22 protein-coding genes and 1 tRNA gene are annotated in these 19,970 nt (G+C 61.3%); 11 read left to right on the forward strand and 12 right to left on the reverse strand.

Features of this window, described 5'->3' with window-relative positions; all coding sequences use genetic code 11:
- Window positions 1–125 precede the first annotated feature (125 nt).
- Window positions 126–971 (forward strand): hypothetical protein, encoded by an 846-nt coding sequence (locus VGU25_05085; GenBank protein ID HEV2576565.1) that lies wholly within the window; start codon window positions 126–128, stop codon window positions 969–971.
- An 81-nt stretch (window positions 972–1,052) separates the two neighbouring features.
- Here the strand turns inward: VGU25_05085 and VGU25_05090 are convergent, their stop codons facing one another.
- From VGU25_05090 to VGU25_05105, 4 genes are all read right to left on the reverse strand, one after another.
- On the reverse strand, window positions 1,053–1,598 hold the full coding sequence (locus VGU25_05090; GenBank protein HEV2576566.1) for a hypothetical protein: 546 nt from the start codon (window positions 1,596–1,598) through the stop codon (window positions 1,053–1,055).
- A gap of 20 nt (window positions 1,599–1,618) precedes the next feature.
- Window positions 1,619–3,451: a helix-hairpin-helix domain-containing protein gene (locus VGU25_05095; GenBank protein HEV2576567.1), complete on the reverse strand. Its 1,833-nt coding sequence runs from the start codon at window positions 3,449–3,451 to the stop codon at window positions 1,619–1,621.
- A 42-nt stretch (window positions 3,452–3,493) separates the two neighbouring features.
- On the reverse strand, window positions 3,494–3,709 hold the full coding sequence (locus VGU25_05100) for a cold shock domain-containing protein (protein ID HEV2576568.1): 216 nt from the start codon (window positions 3,707–3,709) through the stop codon (window positions 3,494–3,496).
- A 132-nt stretch (window positions 3,710–3,841) separates the two neighbouring features.
- On the reverse strand, window positions 3,842–4,513 hold the full coding sequence (locus VGU25_05105) for an NUDIX hydrolase (protein HEV2576569.1): 672 nt from the start codon (window positions 4,511–4,513) through the stop codon (window positions 3,842–3,844).
- A gap of 95 nt (window positions 4,514–4,608) precedes the next feature.
- Here VGU25_05105 and bshC point away from each other — a divergent pair, with 95 nt between their 5' ends.
- Genes bshC through VGU25_05120 form a run of 3 tightly spaced genes read left to right on the forward strand, consistent with a single transcriptional unit; the run spans window position 4,609 to window position 6,861 of the window.
- Complete coding sequence (bshC, locus tag VGU25_05110) at window positions 4,609–6,258, forward strand: bacillithiol biosynthesis cysteine-adding enzyme BshC (GenBank protein HEV2576570.1); 1,650 nt, start codon at window positions 4,609–4,611, stop codon at window positions 6,256–6,258.
- Between the two features lie 45 nt (window positions 6,259–6,303).
- On the forward strand, window positions 6,304–6,540 hold the full coding sequence (locus VGU25_05115) for a superinfection immunity protein (protein ID HEV2576571.1): 237 nt from the start codon (window positions 6,304–6,306) through the stop codon (window positions 6,538–6,540).
- Between the two features lie 12 nt (window positions 6,541–6,552).
- Window positions 6,553–6,861, forward strand: coding sequence for a hypothetical protein (locus tag VGU25_05120; GenBank protein ID HEV2576572.1), 309 nt, complete (start codon window positions 6,553–6,555; stop codon window positions 6,859–6,861).
- On the opposite strand, the gene VGU25_05125 is transcribed toward VGU25_05120, so the two are convergent.
- Window positions 6,858–7,889: a hypothetical protein gene (locus VGU25_05125; GenBank protein ID HEV2576573.1), complete on the reverse strand. Its 1,032-nt coding sequence runs from the start codon at window positions 7,887–7,889 to the stop codon at window positions 6,858–6,860. The two genes, VGU25_05120 and VGU25_05125, sit on opposite strands and share 4 nt — an antisense overlap.
- Before the next feature lie 99 nt (window positions 7,890–7,988).
- On the opposite strand from VGU25_05125, the gene VGU25_05130 reads away from it, so the two are divergent.
- On the forward strand, window positions 7,989–9,509 hold the full coding sequence (locus VGU25_05130) for a sulfatase-like hydrolase/transferase (GenBank protein HEV2576574.1): 1,521 nt from the start codon (window positions 7,989–7,991) through the stop codon (window positions 9,507–9,509).
- A 16-nt stretch (window positions 9,510–9,525) separates the two neighbouring features.
- Here the strand turns inward: VGU25_05130 and VGU25_05135 are convergent.
- The 3 genes from VGU25_05135 to VGU25_05145 form a co-directional block, all read right to left on the reverse strand.
- A tRNA-Lys gene (locus VGU25_05135) sits at window positions 9,526–9,601 on the reverse strand.
- A gap of 132 nt (window positions 9,602–9,733) precedes the next feature.
- Window positions 9,734–10,588 carry an MqnA/MqnD/SBP family protein gene (locus tag VGU25_05140; protein ID HEV2576575.1) on the reverse strand — a complete coding sequence of 285 codons (855 nt, stop codon included), beginning with the start codon at window positions 10,586–10,588 and terminating at the stop codon, window positions 9,734–9,736.
- Between the two features lie 18 nt (window positions 10,589–10,606).
- Window positions 10,607–11,215: a biotin transporter BioY gene (locus tag VGU25_05145; GenBank protein ID HEV2576576.1), complete on the reverse strand. Its 609-nt coding sequence runs from the start codon at window positions 11,213–11,215 to the stop codon at window positions 10,607–10,609.
- Between the two features lie 361 nt (window positions 11,216–11,576).
- Between VGU25_05145 and VGU25_05150 the strand changes: the two genes are divergently transcribed.
- The 3 genes from VGU25_05150 (at window position 11,577) to VGU25_05160 (ending at window position 13,537) form a co-directional block, all read left to right on the forward strand.
- Window positions 11,577–11,966 carry a septum formation initiator family protein gene (locus VGU25_05150; GenBank protein ID HEV2576577.1) on the forward strand — a complete coding sequence of 130 codons (390 nt, stop codon included), beginning with the start codon at window positions 11,577–11,579 and terminating at the stop codon, window positions 11,964–11,966.
- Window positions 11,967–12,059: 93 nt separating this feature from the next.
- Window positions 12,060–12,995 carry an ROK family protein gene (locus VGU25_05155; GenBank protein ID HEV2576578.1) on the forward strand — a complete coding sequence of 312 codons (936 nt, stop codon included), beginning with the start codon at window positions 12,060–12,062 and terminating at the stop codon, window positions 12,993–12,995.
- A 14-nt stretch (window positions 12,996–13,009) separates the two neighbouring features.
- On the forward strand, window positions 13,010–13,537 hold the full coding sequence (locus tag VGU25_05160; protein HEV2576579.1) for a DinB family protein: 528 nt from the start codon (window positions 13,010–13,012) through the stop codon (window positions 13,535–13,537).
- Between the two features lie 6 nt (window positions 13,538–13,543).
- Here VGU25_05160 and VGU25_05165 read toward each other — a convergent pair whose 3' ends face one another.
- From VGU25_05165 to lexA, 4 genes are all read right to left on the reverse strand, one after another.
- Window positions 13,544–14,266, reverse strand: a complete 723-nt coding sequence (locus tag VGU25_05165) for an HAD hydrolase-like protein (GenBank protein HEV2576580.1) — start codon at window positions 14,264–14,266, stop codon at window positions 13,544–13,546.
- Window positions 14,267–14,330: 64 nt separating this feature from the next.
- Window positions 14,331–15,188 carry a DUF4097 family beta strand repeat-containing protein gene (locus tag VGU25_05170; GenBank protein ID HEV2576581.1) on the reverse strand — a complete coding sequence of 286 codons (858 nt, stop codon included), beginning with the start codon at window positions 15,186–15,188 and terminating at the stop codon, window positions 14,331–14,333.
- An 83-nt stretch (window positions 15,189–15,271) separates the two neighbouring features.
- Window positions 15,272–16,486 (reverse strand): efflux RND transporter periplasmic adaptor subunit, encoded by a 1,215-nt coding sequence (locus tag VGU25_05175; protein ID HEV2576582.1) that lies wholly within the window; start codon window positions 16,484–16,486, stop codon window positions 15,272–15,274.
- 72 nt (window positions 16,487–16,558) lie between these two features.
- Entirely contained in the window at window positions 16,559–17,164 is a 606-nt protein-coding gene (lexA, locus tag VGU25_05180; protein HEV2576583.1) for a transcriptional repressor LexA, read from the reverse strand.
- A gap of 301 nt (window positions 17,165–17,465) precedes the next feature.
- Here lexA and VGU25_05185 point away from each other — a divergent pair, with 301 nt between their 5' ends.
- From VGU25_05185 to VGU25_05195, 3 genes are read left to right on the forward strand one after another with little or no spacing between them, the layout of a single operon-like run.
- Window positions 17,466–18,209, forward strand: coding sequence for a response regulator transcription factor (locus VGU25_05185; GenBank protein HEV2576584.1), 744 nt, complete (start codon window positions 17,466–17,468; stop codon window positions 18,207–18,209).
- A complete protein-coding gene (locus VGU25_05190; GenBank protein HEV2576585.1) occupies window positions 18,206–18,430 on the forward strand; it encodes a hypothetical protein in 225 nt (74 codons plus the stop codon). Before VGU25_05185 ends, VGU25_05190 begins: the two co-directional genes overlap by 4 nt.
- A complete protein-coding gene (locus VGU25_05195; GenBank protein ID HEV2576586.1) occupies window positions 18,427–19,722 on the forward strand; it encodes a sigma-54 dependent transcriptional regulator in 1,296 nt (431 codons plus the stop codon). Before VGU25_05190 ends, VGU25_05195 begins: the two co-directional genes overlap by 4 nt.
- The last annotated feature ends 248 nt before the right edge of the window (window positions 19,723–19,970 follow it).

The raw sequence follows: 19,970 nt of genomic DNA on the forward strand, positions 1-19,970 counted from the left end.
GGGAAGAAGTTTTCGTTAGATGCGCACCCTTTTGCGGTCGGGTGCGTCCAACAGCAAAGCTAAGTTGCGCCAGTTGATAAGGTTTGAGCGGAAAAAGGCGCATTGGCGTTAAGGAGGAGCAGCGCATGAGCGATCTGGAGCGCGAGTACGTAGTCCAATCGAAGGCCCCAGGGTGGCTGATCGGGATCTCCGTCGTGAGTTTGTTGCTGGCGCTGGGTGCGCTCGGCTGGAGTCTCGGTTTGCAGAACCATCTGACGGCAGCGGAGAGCCAACTCACCGCGGCGACACAGCAGAACACTCAACTGAGCGAGAAGCTCGAAGACACGAATGAGCGGATGCGTGCTCAGGGTGAGGCTCTGGGCCAGAGTGTGGGGCTGACGCAGAAGCAGTTAGAAGACAAGTCCAATCAGCTGGTGGCCGCGCAGAAGCAGGCCGTAGCTGCGACGGCTCGTCTGCGCAAGGAAGAAGTTGAGACGCAGCAGCAGGTTGGCGCCGTGAAACAGGATGTGTCGGCGGTGAAGACTGATGTTGCGACCACGAAGACCGATCTGTCGAATACGCAGAATGATCTGGCGCAGACCAAGGGCCAGCTGACCCGCGTGGTCGGCGACCAGGGCGTGATGAGTGGACTGATCGCGACCAACCACGATGAACTGATGGAGCTGAAACGTCGTGGCGAGCGAAACTACTACGAGTTCACGCTGCAGAAGGGTGGACCGGCTCAGAACGTTGGGACCGTGAAGCTGCAGCTGAAGAAGGTCAACGAGAAGCACTCGAAGTACACCATCAACGTCGACGCGGACGACAAGGTCATCGAGAAGAAGGACAAGAACCTCGACGAGCCTGTGCAGTTCTACTCGGGCAAGACACCGGCGCTGTTTGAAGTGGTCGTGAACAACATCAGCAAGAACTCGGTTACGGGCTATCTGAGCACGCCAAAGAATGCACCGGCACCGATTTCGGTTCCGTAAGCTTCAAATTCTGCAAGCCAAGAACAAGGGCTGCGTCCACTCGGATGCAGCCCTTTTCTTGTTTGTGATGGATCGCGATTGCTAGGGCAGTTTGACAGTTTGCGCCACGTGCTCGTGCAGGTCGATGGTCAGCACCGCGGACCCCTTCGTATTCCACTTGTCCTGCGTGGTGTTGGGGAACAGCAGAACAACGGATCCGGTTTTGGTGACACCGGGATCGAGTTCGTCGCCGTCACCGATCGGATCGGTGGCGAGGCTCGCGATCTGCGGAAAGATTGTTTCCAGGCGCGGGAGTTCCGACCTGGCAACCAGAGTGGAGTCCTCCGTGGTGCCGTCGCGGAACATGACGGTCGCGGACCAGCCGCTGATGAAGACGCGGTCATGAAGCTTGTTGGTCATGTTGATGTGCGCGACGACGTAGAGATCATCTTCGGATTGACCCGGCTCGCCGACTACCTGGCCGGAGGTCCCCTGGGAGGCCTTGAACTCGGTGTGAGGAGCGAAAATATCGACCTTGGAAACCGACAGCGCGGTGATCTTGTGCGGGATAACGAGATAGACCGTTACGGCGACCACCACCATGATGATGAAGGCAAGGACGACTGCGAGTAAGGGACGATCAGTCATGCTCGAAAGGATAACGCTATTCAGGGTTTACGTTGTATTGCCGCGAGAAAATCATCGACCGGCAGCGTGTTCAGTACGTCAGCAGGAGTAAGCCAGGCGCGGCGCAGCTGAACGATGCCGAAGTCGATCTGATCAAGCTCGTCAGTGGAGTGCGCGTCGGTATTGACGACAATCTTGCAGCCGAGTTCTTTCGCGCGACGAAGGTTCAGGTCGGAGAGATCCGAGCGAGCGGGGGAGGCGTTATGCTCCACGGCAACTCCCAGGCGGGCCGCGGCTGTAAGGAGCTGCTCCACGTCAATCTTGTAGGGTTCGCGTTTGAGGACTTTGCGGCCGGTGGGGTGGCCGAGGATGTGAACGCGCGGATTCTTCGCTGCGCGAAGGACGCGGGCTGTCACCTCATCCGGCGTCTGGTTGAAGCCGGAGTGAACGCTGGCGACAACAACATCGAGCTGCGCGAGCGTGTCGTCTTCGAGATCGAGTGCGCCGTCCAGCAGGATGTCCACCTCAACGCCGGAAAGGATGCGGAAGGGAACCGTGGGCTTGCGGGCAAGGGACTCGTCCTCGCGGAGCTGAGCCTCATAGCGCTGCCACTGCGGGCCGCTGCCGGCGTCGAACTCCTCCGCCAGCTGCTGCGAAGCTTCGCGGACTCGCTTGGCATGGGCGAGTGCACGCGCATCATCCATGCCGTTGGTCATCGCGAGATTCTTGGAGTGATCTGTAATGGCGATGTATTCAAGCCCGCGTGCGATGGCGGCTTCGGCCATTTCGCGGATCGAGTTTGCGCCGTCGGATTCGAAGGTGTGCATGTGCACATCACCGCGGATGTCGCCGCGCGTTATGAGTTGCGGCAACGTATGCTTCGCGGCGGCGTCGATCTCTCCACAGTTTTCGCGAAGCTCCGGCGGGATGTAATCCAGTTCCAGTGCGTTGTAGATCTCCTGCTCAGTAGCGGCGGCGACGATGGTGTTGTCTTCGAGTCGAAGCAGGGCGTACTCGGAGAGCGTGAGGCCGCGCTTGATGGCCCTCTGACGCAGCGAGACATTGTGGTGCTTGGAGCCGGTGAAGTACTGCAGGGCGGCGCCGTAACTGGCTCGCGGAAGCAGGCGCACATCGACCTGCAGATTGTTCCGCAGCGTGAAGCTGACCTTGTTCTGGCCCTTGGCCAGGAGCTTGTCGATGAGTGGAAGCGCAGCGACGTACTCAACCGCTGCAGCGACGACTTCAGGTTCGCAGGCGGGACCGGTGACGAGCAGGTCAAGGTCGCCAACCGATTCGCGGCCCCGGCGGAGACTGCCAGCAGGTGTGATGGTCTCGATGCCCGGGAATTCGCGTATGAGCGCGCTGATGCGTTCCGCATGTTCGTGGGCGACATCGATGCGGAATCGCGAAGAGTTTTTGCGATGGTCCTCGATGCCTTTGATCAGCTTGTCGGTGAAGCGCTGTCCCATGCGGGGCAGGGTCAGCAGGTCGCCGCGCTTGGCCGCTTCTTCAAGCGCATCGATGTCGGCGATGCCCAGGGCGGAGTAGACCATCGCAACGGTCTTGGGGCCCATGCCGGGCAGGCGGAGGAGCTCCAGCATGGTTGGCTTATAGCGCGTCAGTAGCTGCTCGCGAAGGGGAGTCGTGCCCGTGGAGACCAGGTCGCAGATGTTTGCTGCCATGGTTTTGCCGATGCCGGGAATGGCAAGCAGAGCCTTCGGGTCAGACTCGGCCATGGCGGCCAGGTTGGCGGTCTGCTGTTCGACTGCCTCGGCCGCACGCCGGTAAGAGCGCACGCGAAACGGGTCCGCCGCGTCTATCTCGAGTAACGCGGCGGTCTCATCCAGCAGGCGAGCGAGCGTGATGTTATCCATGTGTGGGCGGACGTCCGCCCTCGATTGTATCGGGAGGACCGCTCAGGCCTGCTTCACGACGACGACCTGGTCGGCCTGCGGTCCCTTCGCGCCCTGCACCACGTCGAACTCGATCTGATCGCCCTCTCGCAGGCTCTTGTAGCCTTCCTGCTGGAGCGAGCTGTAGTGAACGAACAGATCCGGAGCGTCCTCACGCCCGACAAAACCATAGCCTTTTGCATTGTTGAACCACTTGATAGTGCCTTTGTACTGACCCATGAATCTGCCACCTCTGCCTGAAAAATGATCCGTGATTCCTAGAAACCAAAGATTCTCAAGAGGGTTGCGTTCTCGTATGTCCGGCAACGTACAAAAAGCGAAGTCGTGTTTATTTATCGGAAAAATTTTTGGCTAAATCGAAATCAAGCGCTTTGTGGCAAAGAAGAGTATTCCGATCAGCGATTTACCGTCGTGCAGTTTGCCGGTGAGGGCGAGCCTGACAGCTTCCGAGAGCGGGGTGGGGTGCAGTTCGATATGCTCATCCTCGTCGGGCGTACCCTCGCCGGGCGCGTGGATGAGGTCTTCGGCGAGCAGAATGTCCATGGACTCGGCGACGAAGCCCGGGCTTGCGTAGTACTGAACGAGCCGTGACCACTTCCGGGCGCGGTAGCCGGTCTCTTCCAGCAGCTCGCGTTTGGCGGCAGGCATGAGTTTCTCGCCGGGTTCGATGCGGCCGGCGGGCAGCTCCAGGAGGAACTGGCCTGCGGCGTGCCGATATTGGCGGATGAGCATCACGTCGGGGTCGTTTGGGTTCTTGCGATCGTCGATGGCGAGGATGACGACCGAGCCGTTGTGGCGTACAACGTCGCGGCGTGCGCGAATGCCGCCGGGCTCCAGAACCTCATCGGCGGTGACCCAGAAGACCTTGCCCTGATAGACGGTTTTCGACGAGAGCGTACGCGCACGGCCAGTGATTTTCTTGTTCGCGGGCGAGTTTTTTGGCGCCGTGGCCGTGGCTTTTGATGACTTCTTTGTTGATGAAATGCTCTTCTTCTTTGCGGCAGGCGTTTTCCGGGTTGGCATGAGGGTACAGTACACGATGAGGGAGTGAATTCTGCATCGGGCAGCAGGGCGGCGCATCCAACAAGCTCAAGGCTCGGCAGGCGGAGACGAGGCGAATGGAAGTTCAGTGTCATCCCATATCGACCGCACCGGGAACGACTGCGCTCTTGCGCGCGTTTCTGGAACCGGCCGTTGCTGATACTGCATCGCTGCGCCGCTGGTATCCCTCCGAGCCATTCGGGATCGGCTGGGCCAGGAGTGCGCCTGAACTCGATGCCGACCACGGCGATCGACTCGCGGGATTGCTACTCGATCAAGCGGAGCGGTTTGGAGCAGGGAATTTAGCCCGGGAGAACATCGAGCATCTGCGCAACGGCGCTGCTGCGGTTGTCACAGGACAACAGGTGGCTCTGTTCGGTGGGCCGCTGCTGACGATCCTGAAGGCGGCTACTGCAATAAGGAAGGCGCAGGACGCGAGCGCGGTCAGTGGACGCAAGCATGTTCCGGTTTTCTGGCTGGCGAGCGAAGACCACGATCTGGCCGAGGTCGACCAGATCAGCCTGCCAACGAAAACAGAACTCGAGACGCTGAAGCTCGGGTTGGATCCCGTGCGCCCGGTGCCCGTTGGCAGCCTGCGCGTGGATGGAGACACGGAAGCCGGCCGGGCGAAGCTCGATGCAGCTATCGAACGCGCGAGTGAGTTGATTGGATGGGGACCGGTGGGCGATCTTCTGCGCGAGTGTTACGCCGCGCAGCCTGGAACTACTCTGGCTCAGGCGTTCGGCAAACTCCTCACCGCCGTTTTTGCAGAGTTCGGCCTTGTCGTGATGGATGCTTCATCGCGCGGCTTTCATGAGCTTGGAGCGCGGGTGCTCGGAGCTGCCATCGAGCACGCCGAATCGCTGGAGACGGCACTGCTTCGGCGCTCGGAAGAGCTGACGGCGCGCGGGTATCACGCGCAGGTTCTCGTCTCGCCGGGACACTCACTGCTGTTCCTGCTGGATGCCGAAACAGGGGCTCGCCAGCCTCTTCGCCGGATTGAGAACGGCGCGTGGAAGGCCGGCGGGCAGACGTACTCGACGGCAGAGCTGTTCGCAATTCTCGAGTCCGCGCCGGAGCGCCTGAGCCCTAACGCGCTTCTGCGGCCTGTATTTCAGGACGCGATTCTTCCGACCGCAGCCTACATTGGCGGACCGGCGGAGATCGCCTACTTCGCGCAGTCGGCTGTGGCGTACGAGCAGATTCTTGGCCGCGTCACGGCGATTCTGCCGCGACTGTCCGCCACACTTGTTGAACCCGCGCTTGCGAAGGTAATGGAGTCTCATGAACTGCAGTTACCGCAGCTCTGGGAGGCAAAGACGGCCGATGCATTGGCGCAGCGCCTCGGCGCACGAGCGATGCCGATTGAGCTGAAGCGCAAGCTTGCTGCGGCGGGCAATGCGCTGGATGCGGAGCTCGGCGGATTGACTGAGTACATGGCGGCCATGAGTTCGGAACTCGGCCGCGCTGCAGGTGTCTCCGCAAACAAGATGCGTTACCAGATGAACCGGCTGCGCAGAATGGCTGCCGCCTTCGAGGTACAGCGGGAGGCGTCGCTGCGCAAGCACGCGAACGCACTCATGCTGAACCTGTTTCCGGATGGGTATCTGCAGGAGCGGGTCATTGGCGGGATCTGGTTCCTGGCGCGCTATGGCGAGGGGCTGCCGAAGCTGCTGGTGGAGAATGCAGCGCAGGAGTGCCCGGGGCATCGGATAATCTTCCTCTAGGAACCATCGGGCCGCGTACTGCGTACACCTTCCTGGAGGTTCTCTGTGCACTTCCTGTTTCTGCCTTTCGTCCTTCCAGCGCTGGCGCTCCATTTCCTTCCGGCGATCATCGCGGGCGTGCGTCACGCACGGAACTTTGGATGGATTCTCGTCATAAACCTTCTGTTGAGCTGGACCGTCATCGGCTGGATTGTTGCGCTGATCTGGTCGATCTGTGACACGCCGCGCTATTACTATGTGCCCTATGTTCCTCCGCCCGGACCGCCATACAATGTGAGGTGAGGCAGGTGCGGAATGGGAATGAGTGATCAGCCGTTTGAGGTAATGTGTCCGGACTGCGGGGCGATGTTGAAGATCGATCCGGTGACCCGGCAGATCATCGCGCACACCTCTGCGCCGAGAAAGAAAACCTTCGAGGATCTGGGGGCCGCAGCTCGTGCGCTGAAGGACGCTGACGCCCGCCGCGAAAGCATCTTCGCGCAGTCGGTCGAGGCGCAGAAGAATAAGGATGATGTGCTGGCCAAGAAGTTCGCGGAGGCCGTGAAGAAGGCGAAAGAATCGCCCGCCACGGAGAAGCCGCTGCGCGAGTTCGATTTGGATTAGCTGCGAATTGACGCGCCCGGCTGCAGCGGCGCTGTGCTAAGCTCCAGCGCTGCCCAGATTGCAAATGCGGTGGACCACTCGATCCACGCTCTGCTCTCGACCCAGTTTGCAAAGTAAAAGGTGCCAAGAATCATCAGGCATGTGGCGTAGAGCCCGCGCCGATGCATTGCCGGAAGGTACCTCCGGCCCAGCAGAACGGGAATGGGCAGGAAGGCGAGCACGCTGAAAAGCTGAGGCAGATGCCACGGCAGCAGATAGCGGAGCTGTTCCAATCGCGGCATCCCTACATAACCGTTGGCACGGTAGATGTAGCGTGTCGCGCCCATGACGACGGCCCAACCGATCGCGGCGATCACAAGCACGATCTTCCACGTCCGCTGAGACCAGCGCATTGCGAACGCGAGCACGATCGCAAAGATGGCTGTCTCCCGCACAAAGCTGTCGAGCAGGATCGCGCCGAGGAAGGCGATGGGCGCATCGATGAACAGGAAGATCGTCGCCAGCCCGAAGATTGCGAGGTGCGGAATGTCGTATGGGTACCACAGCGGCTGCTCGTACCGTGCTGCGTAGCTGGAATACAGGATAACGAGAAGCAGCGACCAGGGAAGCCACCAGCGACGCAGGCCCAGCCGCCGTGACGCCAGCGCCAGCGCGGCGCCAATGCCGATCGCCGAAATAAGCGCCACGATCAGGCTGGTCAATTTGTAAACCGTGAATGTCTCGAGCGCTGGCACGTGCTCCGTAAAGCGTGGAACCAGTTTCAGGAGAGTCTGTAAGTGCTGGGTTGCGCGAAGCACCAGCGACATCAGAAGTCGGCCCTGGAACGGCATGCGTTCGTGACCATTCGCGTACGCGGCCAGGTCGATAAAGGAATAGTTCGTGTAGAAGATGCTGAGGACGCAATGGGCAGTCGCAAGCACCAGAAGGCTTGCGATGACGGCCGTGCGAATCGCTGAGCGCCTGTGCTCCGATTTGAGAGCAGGCCGTTCAACCGTCTCGCTGTCGAGACTCTGTCTGCTGCTGATCATTCTTCACTTTAGTGTTCCACAATCGGGGTCAATGAGCTTGCCCGATATCGATCGATTCTTATGGCGTCCACGTATTGGACGGACGATACAATCACACGAATGAGCGGATCAAAGGGGCACGCTGAATCCTCTATAACCGGGCTCAACCGCAGGGATTTCATCAAAGGATCGGCCGTAGCCGCCGCATTTCCCGCGACCGCGGCTGAAGCGGCGACACTCGGTAGCGATGCGCAGGAGAATGCGGCAGGGCGGCGGAAGCCAAACATCGTCCTTTATATCTCCGATCAGTTTCGCTGGGACATGGTTTCCGCTTATGGACTCAACCCCATGCAACTAACGCCGAACCTCGACGCGATAGCGCGCCGCGGTACGCTGTTGCGGTCGCACATCACCAACCAGCCCGTGTGTGCTCCATCGCGCGCAGGACTCTTCACCGGCCAATACCAGAACAAGCATGGCGTTTGGCGCAACGGGTTTGGTCTCGCTGAAGATGCGGTGACGCTTGCTACTGAACTGCGCAAAGCCGGGTACAGCGCGAACTACATCGGCAAGTGGCATCTTGCTGCGCGCGAGCCTGGGAAGGAAGCGAACACTGACCGCGGCAGAGTCGCGCCGAATGAGCGCGGAGGCTTTCTGGACTTCTGGGAGGGTTCCAACGAACTCGAATGGACGTCGCACCCCTATGAAGGCGAGATCTATGACGGCGCAGGGAAGGCCATACCGTTTTCCGGCGTCTACCGGGCAGACTTCATCACGCAGCGCGCAAAGCAATTCCTCAGCTCAGTGCATGGGCCGTTCCTTCTCGTGATCTCACAGCTTGAAGTTCATCAGCAGAACGACTGCAACTGCTTCGTGGCCCCGAAGGAATACGCCGGCAAATACACGAATCCGTTTGTGCCGGGCGATCTCAAGGCGCTGCCCGGCGATTGGCAGAAGCAGCTTCCCGACTATTGCGGTGCGGTGAAGAGCATCGACGACTCAGTAGGCGAAATTCGCAAGACGCTGGCTGACCGCGGTTTGGAAGACGACACGATCTTTCTCTTCCTCAGCGATCACGGCTGTCACTTCAGAACTCGAAATGGCGAGTACAAACGCAGTCCGCACGAGAGCTCTATCCACGTTCCGCTGGTCATTCAAGGTCCGGGCTTCGACCGGTCTCTTGAAATTCCGGAGCTCACATGCCAGATCGACGTAACGCCCACACTGCTGTCGGCGGTCGGGCTTCCAGTGCCTGCGTCGATGCAGGGCCGAAGCTTCATGCCGCTCCTCGACCGCAAGACGAAGGACTGGCCGAACGAGGTTTACGTTCAGATTTCCGAAGTGGGAACGGGACGTGCTCTGCGCACACCGGACTGGACCTATGCCGTGATGGCGCCGGGTTCAGGCCGTGCTTCGGCAGCCGCCAGCGATCATTACCAGGAAGAGTACCTGTACAACTTGCGCTCCGATCCTCACCAACTCATGAATCTTGCTGGCCGGCGCGACAATCCGGAACTCGTCCACGGATTCAGTGTGCCTCCGCAGCAGGCTGCAACCGAGCTGCGCGAGCGTCTGCTGGCGAGAATGGTGGAAGCAGGCGAACCGAAGGCAGAGATTGTGGAGCGAGAATTCTATCCGTGATTCAAGAATAAAGAGATGGTGGACGCGGAAGGAATCGAACCTTCAACCTGTCGATTAAGAGTCGAATGCTCTGCCAATTGAGCTACGCGTCCAGACCTGAATCCGCCCTGGGTGAGCGGAGCGAACCACATTGAAGTTCGCAAGGGAAGTGCGCGGGAAATGCTTGCGCACAGAGAGAAGTATACCACGATGCGAACCGTCGCTTGCGGTCGACTGCGGAGCTCCTAACCGACGAAGTCGACGTGAGCCTTATACGGAATGATTCCGCGGTCGTAACCCATGTCGAGCAGCTTGCGAATTGCCTCACGCCCGTCATCGCCGTAGTTGATCGTCCGCTCATTTACATACATCCCGACGAAGCGGTTAGCGAGCGATGGGTCGAGGTCGCGCGCGAACTGCATCGCGTATTCGAGCGCAGCCTCGCGATGTTCGAGCGCGTGCTGGATGCTCTGCCGCAGTGCGTTCGTCGTGATGATTTGCACATCGCCGCCTAGCGAGCGCCGGATCGCATTGCCACCGAGCGGCAGCGGAAGCCCGGTCTGTTCGAACCACCACACGCCGAGGTCGAGAATCTTCATCAGGCCCTGGCGACTGTAGGTCAACTGGCCCTCGTGGATGATCAGCCCTGCATCGAACTCACCCGCAATGACGGCGGGAATGATCTTGTCGAAGGGAACAACGGCCGTCTCGATCTCAGGAGCGAAGAGCTTCAAGGTCAGATAGGCGGTGGTCAGCGTGCCCGGCACGGCGATGCGAACCTTTTTGATCTCGTCCAGTGTGTGCGGCCGCGGCGCCACAATCATCGGCCCATATTTCTCGCCCACAGATCCGCCGCAGGCCATGAGCGTGTAGTGCTCCTGGAGGTATGGGTACGCATGAAAACTGATCGCGGTCACATCGTAGAACTGCTCGTTCATCGCCTTGCGGTTCAGCGTTTCGATGTCGGTCAGCGTGTGGACGAAGCGGTACCCGGGCACCCGAACCTTGTTCGTGGCGAGGCCATAAAACATGAATGCGTCGTCAGAATCAGGGCTATGGGCGATGGAGATTTCACGGACGGCAGATGCAGCGGGGGTCATCAGTTCCTTCAGATGCTTTTAAGCAGAGCGCTGGTTACGGGGATGGCGCCGGAGCGTGCTGTAAATGCCGGCGGCGGCAAGAACTTTTATGGCTTCGCCCGGCAGGAATGGGGCGACAGTTTCGATCCAGACGGCGTGGACCGGCACCTGCGTGAACACCATGAACCATGCCGCACCCGCCACGAAGAGAAGAACGGTCGCGGTGGCGCAGCCGGTGACAGCTGACGCGAAGAACGGCAGCCGGCGCTCGAGCACGCGCGTCAGGCCGCCCGCGATTGCCGCGACCAGCGGATACGCGAGCAGGTAACCACTCGTAGGCCCGAAGAAGAGCTGGGCCAGGCCGCCGACACCCGCAGGGCTGAAGACCGGCAGACCGCATGCACCCTCGGCGAGGTACGCGAGCAGCGTCAGGAATCCGCCGACGGGGCCAAATGCCAGGCCGACAGCAAGGACGGCGAGCGGCTGCAGGGTGAAGGGAACCGGCGTAAACGGCAGCGGGAAGGCGACGTGTGCCGCAAGCGCGATAACCACGGTCGCCGCGAGGCCAAGCGTCAGCTTGCCCGGAATGGTCGATCCGAATGTGCGGGCATGGGATAGCCCAAGGCGGTTTGTCAGAGCAGTCTGCATAAGTCTCGGTCGTCTGATTCTACGATGCTTTGCGTTGCCGGCTTGTTTCTTTCGCAGCCGGCTTTATTGGCGTTGCCTCAACCGTTGTTCCTGGACGCCTGTTCTTCTCCCGCTGTCTGCGACGGGCGCGATAAATGTGTTGCGCGATCGAGACCGATGCCCAAAGCAAAGCAGCGAGCGCGATTAACGAAATGGCGAACAGAATGCGCATCGGTCGCAGCTCAGAATACCAAACTCGTGCCAACGGCAACGCCGCTTGCGCGATCGATAACGAATGTGGTTCAGCCCTGTTGCATCGCGTGCAATTTCCTCCGTGCAGTGCGCGATACTTAGGGCGAGTCCACCTGCCAGGCTGGGGCGTTTGCGTAAACGACAAAAAAATCCGGGAAAGCTTGGAGCGATTGCAGTCATCTCTGCGATGCGCTCGCGGCTGTACGAATCCCGGCGAAAGCTGGCCACCCTTGGCGCTGGCGTCCTCGCCGTCCTGATGGGCTATGGCGTCGTCTTCGGACACAACGGAGTGACGGCGTTCCTCTTCAAACGCCAGGAAGCTCGCGAGCTGCAGGTCCAGATGCAGCAGCTCCAGACGGAGAATGGCCGCCTCCAGGATCACGTCGATCAGCTTCAGAACGACCCTGCCGCCATCGAGCATCAGGCCCGCGAGGAGCTCCACTACACGCGTGCCGGCGAAGTGATCTACACGCTTCCTGCATCGCCGCAAGACACAGCGCAGACGCCCGCCTCGCACTAACGCCTGCTACGAGCGACTCTCCAATCCCGCTATACTGCCCATTCCGGCACGTTCTCCTCGCATGCTCGGATAAGCGTCCACAACGGAGGCCAGATGCGGATCGGGGTCGATCTCGGCGGCACGAAGACAGAGGCGCTCGCGCTTGACGGCAACGGCCGCGAGCTTCGTCGCGTTCGTGTCCCGACGCCACAGCAGGACTATGCCGCCACCGTCGCGACCATAGCCACGCTCGTCCGCGACTTGGAGCGTGACACCGGCGCGCAGGGCACCGTCGGCGTTGGCATTCCCGGAACCATCGTCGCTGCCACCGGCCTGGTGAAGAATGCGAACTCGACGTGGCTCAATGGCCAGCCTCTCCAGCGCGATCTGAGCGCTGCTCTCGACCGCGAGGTTCGCTGCGCAAACGATGCAAACTGCTTTGCGATCAGTGAAGCGACGGACGGCGCTGCCGTTGGTGCTGAGGTGGTCTTTGGAGTCATTCTCGGCACGGGTTGCGGCGGCGGCGTGGTCGTTCGCGGCGCGCTGCTCACCGGTCCGAATGGCCTCGCCGGCGAGTGGGGACATACGCCGCTGCCGTGGATGTCGGCAGACGAATACCCCGGCCCACAATGCTACTGCGGGCGCCGCGGCTGTCTCGAGACGTGGATTTCCGGCACTGGCTTCGAACGCGATTTCGAACGAGTCACGGGGCGGTCGCTTCGCGGCACGGAAATCGTCTCCCAGGCCACAGCCGGCGACCGCGAAGCTGCGGCTGCACTGGAGCGCCTCGAAGACCGCATCGCCCGCGGCCTCTCCACGATTGTGAACATCGTCGATCCAGACGTCGTCGTTCTTGGTGGCGGCGTCTCGCGGATCGATCATCTGTACCGCGGCGGCATCTCCAACCGCCTACGCGACTACGGCTTCGGTGGCGGCGTGGAGACTTCGATTCGCCGCAACGTTCACGGCGACTCCAGCGGTGTGCGCGGAGCCGCGTGGCTGTGGCCGGCAACCGGGCACTCGCATCCAACCCAGACAGAAACGCTCTAACAAGGAGCAGGTCGATGGAAAGCACGAAGAAGAATGCGGCGCGGCCAGAAGGTCGCAGTCTCGGTGGCGAGCTGCGCAAGCAACTAAAGCTTCTCCTTGATGGCGGGCAAGCGCACGCCACCTTCGACCAGGCCGTGAACGACATGCCTGCAAACCTCCAGGGCACCGTGCCCGAGGGCTTGCCCTACTCAGCCTGGCAGTTGCTAGAGCATCTTCGCATCGCGCAGCGCGACATCCTCGACTTCAGCCGCAACCATGACGGCAGCTATCGCGAGCGCAAGTGGCCGGATGATTACTGGCCAAAGCAGCCTGCTCCGCCGAGTGCCGACGCATGGCAGAAAAGCGTCGCTCAGATTCGCGCCGACCGCCAGAGCTTCGAGCATCTTCTCGACTCCACCGACGACGAATATCTCGTCACTCCGTTTGAGTGGGGCAAGGGGCAGAACCTGCTTCGAGAAGCCTTCCTGATCGCTGATCACGAGGCATACCACGTCGGCGAGCTCGTGCTTGTTCGGCGTCTGCTCGGTGCCTGGAAAAAATAGCGAGAGCTAAAGCCCCAGCGCCTCCGGCCACTCCGACGCATGCTCCACTACACGGTCCGGTTGCACTGCATGAAGAGAGTGCGGCGCCAGCCCGAACAGGCAGCCCACTGCGCGGGCTCCCACGCGCCGCGCCGTCAGCACGTCCACATCCGAGTCTCCAACCATCACAACATCTTCGGCCGCAAGCGACGCTGTGCTATTGTCTCGTCGCTTCAGTAACTCCTCAGCCTCGCGGATCAGCGTCAGCATCCCCTCGGGATCAGGCTTCTTCGTCGTGAACGAATTTCCGCCGTAGTTCTGGAAGAAGAACGGCGACAATCCAAGCGCGTCACATATCAGCCGCGATGGTTTTACTGGCTTGTTCGTCAGCACAGCCATTGGAAGCTCTGGATTCCGTTCGCGAATCGCGCTCAGGGAATCGAGCACACCTTCATAACAACGCGTGTTGTCCAGCTTGTGCTCGCGATAGTGCTCGAGAAACAATTCGAACGCGCGATGAAACAGCGCATCGCCGGCAGCCGCATTTCCCGCATCCAAATCGCCCGGATCGCCCAGGGCGCGCCTCACCAGCATCGCGGCGCCGTCGCCGATGTATGTTGCGATCACCGCGTTTGGTAGCGTGCTCTTGCCCACACCCTGCATCGCCGCATTCACTGAGTTGCACAGATCCAGCGAAGAGTTGATAAGCGTTCCATCCAGATCGAAGACCACAAACCGGGGCCGTTTCATCCAGACAGTCTAGCCGCAGAGGTCCTCTCTGCGGCTAGGTTATGCAAAATGCGATTCGATGCGGCTAACGTTGTGCGATCTGGACATCACCCGATCCGGTGCGAATCTCAAGCGCCGGGCCGCCGCCGTTGACGGAGATTGTCAGATGGTGACGTGAACTCTCCGAGTTTGTCGCGACCACGCCCGGCATTTGCACGCGAATGTCGCCCGATCCCGTCGCCCCTTCCAGCGTGAATTGTGAATCCGAAGCAAGGTGCAACTTCACATCGCCTGAGCCGGTCATGATGCTGCCGCCACCCTGGAGGTGCCCGGTGGCCTCGATCGTGCCGGATCCACTGCGTGCAGTCAGGCCGCCATTGAAGTCACGAATCTGAATGTTGCCCGATCCCGTCTTCGCTTTCACGTCACCGGCGCCCGTGTCTTCAAGCTCCAGTTCGCCGGACCCGGATTCCAGGTTCGCAGGCCCATGAACGCCGTGCGCGCGTACGTTTCCAGACCCGCTGCCGGCTGAGAGAAAACGGCCTACATTATTCACCTCGACATCGCCCGATCCGCTGTGCAGATTCAGCGCTACATCCGCAGGCACATTGATGTCGTAATCAATCGAAATATTGTTGAACAGGCTGTGGTCCGTGACCTCGCCCACGCGTACCGTGTTGCCGTTCTGCACTATCGGCGGGTTGTCGACGATGCGCTGCACGCGCGCGTTCACGTCGCCAAAGGAGCTCCATCCGGCGTGAACATGTCCGACGATATGAATCTGGCTGCCGCTGCCCGGCACGATGTGGATGCTGCCCGATCCGGTCGAGACATAAAGATCCGGTTGTGCCGACACATTAAGCGTCCGGTCAAAGGTGCTGTCGGCCAGCGCCGCCGTAGTGACGCTGAGTAATGCCGTGAGAAGTAACGGTCGAAGATTCATTGAGTACTCCATCGCGCTGAGCTCATGATCTCGCGCCTTGTATTGGCCCTGCGCTGATCGCGCGTGGCGTGTTGCGTAAAATCCTACGACGTCTGTTGCAGGACGACGGTGTCACCGGCCTTGAGGCCCGAGGTAATCTCCACCCGGCTGCCATTCGACAGACCGGTCTTCACGTTCACGATGCGGTGTCCATCCTTGCCATGCGGATCCGGCACCCACACGCTGGCATTCCGGTCCTTGTCGTAGATAACGGCCTGTTCCGGCACCGTGAGCACATGCTTGTGCTCCTCGAGCACGACCTCTGCGTTCGCGGTCATGTTCGCCTTCAACTCGCCGCCCGGATTATCGATCGAGATCTGCACCTCAAACGTCGTGACGTTGTCCTTCTCAACGCCGAGCGGCGCGATCTTTGTCACCTTGCCGTAGAACGTGCGGTCTGGGAAGCTCTGCACCTTGATCCGCGCGGCCTGGCCAAGATACACCTTCCCGATATCCGACTCATCGACCTTGCCCTTCACATAAACCTCATGCGTATCGCCGAGCGTCATTACGAGTGTTGCGGTCGATCCCAGCACCAGGATCGAGCTCACGGCGTCGCCCACCTGCACATCACGCGAGAGCACCACGCCATCAATCGGCGAAGTAATCGTTGTGTACGAGAGCTGCTCCTCAAGCTGCTTCAGCGACGCCTCGTTTTGCGCGACCTGCGACTGCGCCTGACGCTGCTTCGCTGTGTCCACCGTAATCTGCGCCAACGCACGGTCCCGTGCATTCGCGGCCGAGAGGTACTGCTGCTGCGCCTGGTCGGCGTTCTGCTTCGATAGCACGCCGGACTTCTCCATCTCCGCCGCGCGGTGCCAGTTCCGCTCCCAGTCCGGCAGGTCCGGCGCCTCGGCCGCGACGCGGTCGTACGTCACAGCCGCCTCGGCCGACTTCAGATTCGAGATTGCGGCATCAAGCTGCGCCTTCTGCGCGGCCACTTCGTCCAGAATCTCCTGCTGGTCGAGCTGCGCCAGCACCTCGCCGACGTGGACCCTGTGGTTGATATCCGTGTCCAGCTTGGTCACAATTCCGCTGGCCTTCGACTTCACCTCAACCTGGGTGATCGGCCAGACCTTTCCGGTCGCCACCACCGACCGCGCAATGTCGCCGACCTCGGCTTTGCCGAGCTGCGATGGATCCAGCTTGTCAGGGGTCGAGAGCGCTCGGGCAACGAAGATGACGCTTGCGATCAGCACGGCGGCCACCGTACCAAGAATGATCCAAAGCCGCTTCCGGGACTTACGGGACGAGTTCAACGCGGGCCTCCAGCTTCGCAAGTCATTGTCGAAGCTGGATACGCAGTCAGACAGCCGTTGGTTCCCGCAGCCTCAGGAGTACTTCCGGAGAACTCCCAACACCTTGCCCTGGATGGCCACATTCGAGGCCGGCGCATAGATCGGCGCCATTTCGGTGTTCGAGGGCTGCAGCCGGATCAGGCTGCCTTCGCGATAAAACCGCTTCAGGGTCGCGTCCGTGCCATCCACGAGCGCCACCACAATCTCGCCCTCCCGCGCGGTCCGCGTCCGCTCCACCAGAACAAAGTCGCCCGAGACGATATGCTCATCGCGCATCGAATCCCCGCGCACCTCAAGGGCAAAAACCTCGCGGCCGCCGATGATGTCACCCAGTGAGATTGACTCGGCGTTTTCAATCGCTTCAACAGGTTGGCCCGCGGCGATCCTGCCCAGCAACGGCAGCCGGTCGAAGTTCTTCTTCTGCGCCCGCTGCGGTAGAACGTCGATCGACCGGCTGCGGTTATGTGCCCGCTGCAGCAGTCCCTTGTTCTGTAGGTTGGTCACATGCTTGTGGACCGTCGCGAGCGAACTCAGTCCCAATCCCGACGCCATCTCCTCGTACGAGGGCGAATAGCCGTGACGTGCCGTGAAGCTGGAAAGGAAATCGAGAACCTCTTTTTGCCGACGCGTGATCGCCATGCGGACATTCTAGCGAATAAAAGGCGAACTGCAACAGGAACCTGCATCGGAACCAGAAAAGTTATGCCGCGGCCAAAAAACCGCATCCCGGCCCATTCCCGAAATGGAATCGAGCTATTGATTCCAGAGAACTTTTTCATTGTGTAATGTCGCGACACACGTCATCTTGAACTCAAGCAAGTCAGCGAAACTTGCACGAAGAAAAATAGAACAATCGGCTAAAGGTTTCTCTGTCCCAGCCGATGAGATCGCGCTCCCAGGTTCTGTACCACCCTCCCAAGCGGAGGGAGAGGAGCAAGCGATGCGGGTTTTAGTAGTTGAGGATGATCGGTCCCTGGGGATGTTTCTCCAGAAGGGTCTTTCGCTTGAAGGTCATGAAGTGGAATGGGTTGGTGACGGCGACGCTGCCGTGGAGCGCACCCGCTCCTGGGGACCCGATCTAGTGGTGCTCGATCTCGGGCTGCCGCAGCGCGACGGCCGCGAGGTTCTCGAGTTCCTCTCCCGCGAATCCTCGCAGTCCTCCGTGGTTGTCCTCACCGGGCGCGGCGAGCTCGAAGAGCGCGTCCGCTGCCTGAACCTCGGCGCTGACGACTTCCTCCCCAAGCCCTTCAGCTTTCAGGAGCTCACCGCACGTTGCCGCGCCATCCTTCGCCGCCGTGAGCGCCACACCGACTCCGTCCTCCGCTGGGACGACATCGAGCTCGACCGCCTGCGCCGCACCGTCGAGCGCGCCGGCGTCTCCATCGAGCTCACCGGCAAAGAGTTCGCCCTGCTCGAATCCCTCATGCTGCGCCGCGGCCAGATCTGCACCCGCGCCGAGCTCCTCGAGCAGGTCTGGCAGATGCCGCCCGAAACCCCCACCAACGTCCTCGACGTCTACGTGAACTACGTGCGCCGCAAGCTGGCGGCTGCCACCGAGATCCAACCGGGTGGCGCCCTCATCGAGACCGTCCGCGGCATCGGCTATCGCATGGGCGCACCTCGCAGCCTCGCCGCGCTGCCGGGCGTCAGCACACATCCTCTGCCAACGGCGGTGAACGCATGACCGCTACTCACCAGCACGACCTCAGGACCACGCTCCGCCAGGAGCTCCACGACCTCAGCCAGCCTCTCACGCGTCTGCAGTGGCGGCTCGAGCTCGGCCGCGGCAGCAGGGAAGCCGAGCTGCGCGACACCATCGAAGGCGCGCTCGCCGATACACGCGAACTCATGGAATGGGTGCGCCGCATACGATCCGCGATTGAACACCAGGAGGCCACAGCATGATCGCCACCGCCCGCAACCCCGAGAGAGACGTCGTCCTTGCCAGCGCCGACCCGGCGCTCCGACAGCGCCTCCGTGAAAGCCTCGCCGGCCTGCGCTGGCGCGTGCACGAAGCTGCGGGCGGCGCCGAAGCCCTCACGTTGCTCGAGCGCCAGCCCTCCGACGCCCTGCTCATGGACGGTTGGCTCCCTGACCTCGAGGCCTCCGAGCTCGCCGGCCACATCGCCATGATGTACCCGGCGGTCGACGTCCTCAGCGTCGACGGTGGCGCGCTCACCAGCACCCGCAGCATCCATCGCCACGAGCTCCTCCACGCTCTCCGCGAGGCCCAGCAGACCTCCGCCCCCCATCAGCCTTCAGCGCCCAGGACCGACACCGCCGCCTGGAACGCCGCACCGGCCGCCGTCCCGTCCACCGGAGCAGGGAAATGGGCGTCCTTTCCGCTGCCGCTCCCGGCGGATGTGCTGATCGATCCCCCCGTGCAGCGGGCGCCCGCACCCTCACCCGCCCCAGCCTCTGCTCCTCGCACTCTCCCCATCCCCGGCCTCATTGGCGACAGCGCCCGGATGCGCGAGCTCGCCCATCTCATCCGCCTCGTCGCTCCGCGCAACGCGGCTGTCCTCATTGAAGGCGAGACCGGCACGGGCAAGGAGGTCGTCGCCTCCGCCATTCACCGGCTCAGCAGCCGCGCCGCAAAGCCCCTCACCGTGCTCAACTGCGCCGCCATCCCCGAGGCGCTTCTCGAGGCCGAGCTCTTCGGCCACACCCGCGGCGCGTTCACCGGCGCCGTCCAGTCCCGCACCGGCCGCATCGAAGCCGCGCACGGCGGCACGCTCTTCCTCGACGAAATCGGCGAGCTTCCCCTTCCGCTCCAGGCCAAGCTCCTCCGTTTTCTCGAGTGTGGCGAAATCCAGCGCGTCGGCGACAACGAGGTCACCCGCGTCGACGTCCGCATCCTCGCCGCCACTCACCGGGACCTCGAACAGCAGGTCGTCGACGGCGCCTTCCGGCTCGATCTCTACCATCGCCTTGCTGTCTTCCCGATCGAGGTCCCCGCACTTCGCGACCGCCTCGAAGACCTTCCCGTGCTCAGCGAGCATCTCCTGGCCGGGCTCGGCGCCGACGCTCCGCGCAAAACCCTCTCCGCGGACGCGCTCCACGCGCTTCAACAGCACAACTGGCCCGGCAACGTTCGCGAGCTCGCCCATGTCCTCGAGCGCGCTGTCATCCTCGCCGGAGACTCGCCCGAAATCACCGCCGAACACATCCGCTGCCGCAGACGCGCGCGGTCCTAAAAATGTCGCCTCGCGAGACGAAAAAAGTTAGAGTTAGAGGCAACGAATTTTTGCCGTCCTGGCATCCATCTACCAACGACGAAGAAACCGACTTCAACGCAGCCCCTGGAAACAGGGGCTTTCTTTTTGCTCTGCATAATCCTTCGTCCCTAGAACCCTGCTAAATCCTATGTTTTCTCTCACCTTCTGCTTGGAAACTGCTTAGGAAACTCGCTCGACTTCGGCAGCCATTTTGCTCCTTCTGTCCA

Source organism: Acidobacteriaceae bacterium, from assembly GCA_035944135.1.
In the GTDB taxonomy this organism is placed as follows: Bacteria; Acidobacteriota; Terriglobia; order Terriglobales; family Acidobacteriaceae; genus Granulicella.

Bases quoted from the DNA above. Each gene is read 5' to 3' on its own strand.
- VGU25_05190 (HEV2576585.1), top strand. From the start codon at position 18,206: ATGACCGCTACTCACCAGCACGACCTCAGGACCACGCTCCGCCAGGAG.
- VGU25_05160 (HEV2576579.1), top strand. From the start codon at position 13,010: ATGGAAAGCACGAAGAAGAATGCGGCGCGGCCAGAAGGTCGCAGTCTC.
- VGU25_05085 (HEV2576565.1), top strand. From the start codon at position 126: ATGAGCGATCTGGAGCGCGAGTACGTAGTCCAATCGAAGGCCCCAGGG.
- lexA (HEV2576583.1), bottom strand. From the start codon at position 17,164: ATGGCGATCACGCGTCGGCAAAAAGAGGTTCTCGATTTCCTTTCCAGC.
- VGU25_05195 (HEV2576586.1), top strand. From the start codon at position 18,427: ATGATCGCCACCGCCCGCAACCCCGAGAGAGACGTCGTCCTTGCCAGC.
- VGU25_05155 (HEV2576578.1), top strand. From the start codon at position 12,060: ATGCGGATCGGGGTCGATCTCGGCGGCACGAAGACAGAGGCGCTCGCG.
- VGU25_05185 (HEV2576584.1), top strand. From the start codon at position 17,466: ATGCGGGTTTTAGTAGTTGAGGATGATCGGTCCCTGGGGATGTTTCTC.
- VGU25_05095 (HEV2576567.1), bottom strand. From the start codon at position 3,451: ATGGATAACATCACGCTCGCTCGCCTGCTGGATGAGACCGCCGCGTTA.
- VGU25_05105 (HEV2576569.1), bottom strand. From the start codon at position 4,513: ATGCCAACCCGGAAAACGCCTGCCGCAAAGAAGAAGAGCATTTCATCA.
- VGU25_05145 (HEV2576576.1), bottom strand. From the start codon at position 11,215: ATGCAGACTGCTCTGACAAACCGCCTTGGGCTATCCCATGCCCGCACA.
- VGU25_05130 (HEV2576574.1), top strand. From the start codon at position 7,989: ATGAGCGGATCAAAGGGGCACGCTGAATCCTCTATAACCGGGCTCAAC.
- VGU25_05120 (HEV2576572.1), top strand. From the start codon at position 6,553: ATGGGAATGAGTGATCAGCCGTTTGAGGTAATGTGTCCGGACTGCGGG.
- VGU25_05140 (HEV2576575.1), bottom strand. From the start codon at position 10,588: ATGACCCCCGCTGCATCTGCCGTCCGTGAAATCTCCATCGCCCATAGC.
- VGU25_05090 (HEV2576566.1), bottom strand. From the start codon at position 1,598: ATGACTGATCGTCCCTTACTCGCAGTCGTCCTTGCCTTCATCATCATG.
- VGU25_05165 (HEV2576580.1), bottom strand. From the start codon at position 14,266: ATGAAACGGCCCCGGTTTGTGGTCTTCGATCTGGATGGAACGCTTATC.
- VGU25_05100 (HEV2576568.1), bottom strand. From the start codon at position 3,709: ATGGGTCAGTACAAAGGCACTATCAAGTGGTTCAACAATGCAAAAGGC.
- VGU25_05125 (HEV2576573.1), bottom strand. From the start codon at position 7,889: ATGATCAGCAGCAGACAGAGTCTCGACAGCGAGACGGTTGAACGGCCT.
- bshC (HEV2576570.1), top strand. From the start codon at position 4,609: ATGGAAGTTCAGTGTCATCCCATATCGACCGCACCGGGAACGACTGCG.
- VGU25_05170 (HEV2576581.1), bottom strand. From the start codon at position 15,188: ATGAATCTTCGACCGTTACTTCTCACGGCATTACTCAGCGTCACTACG.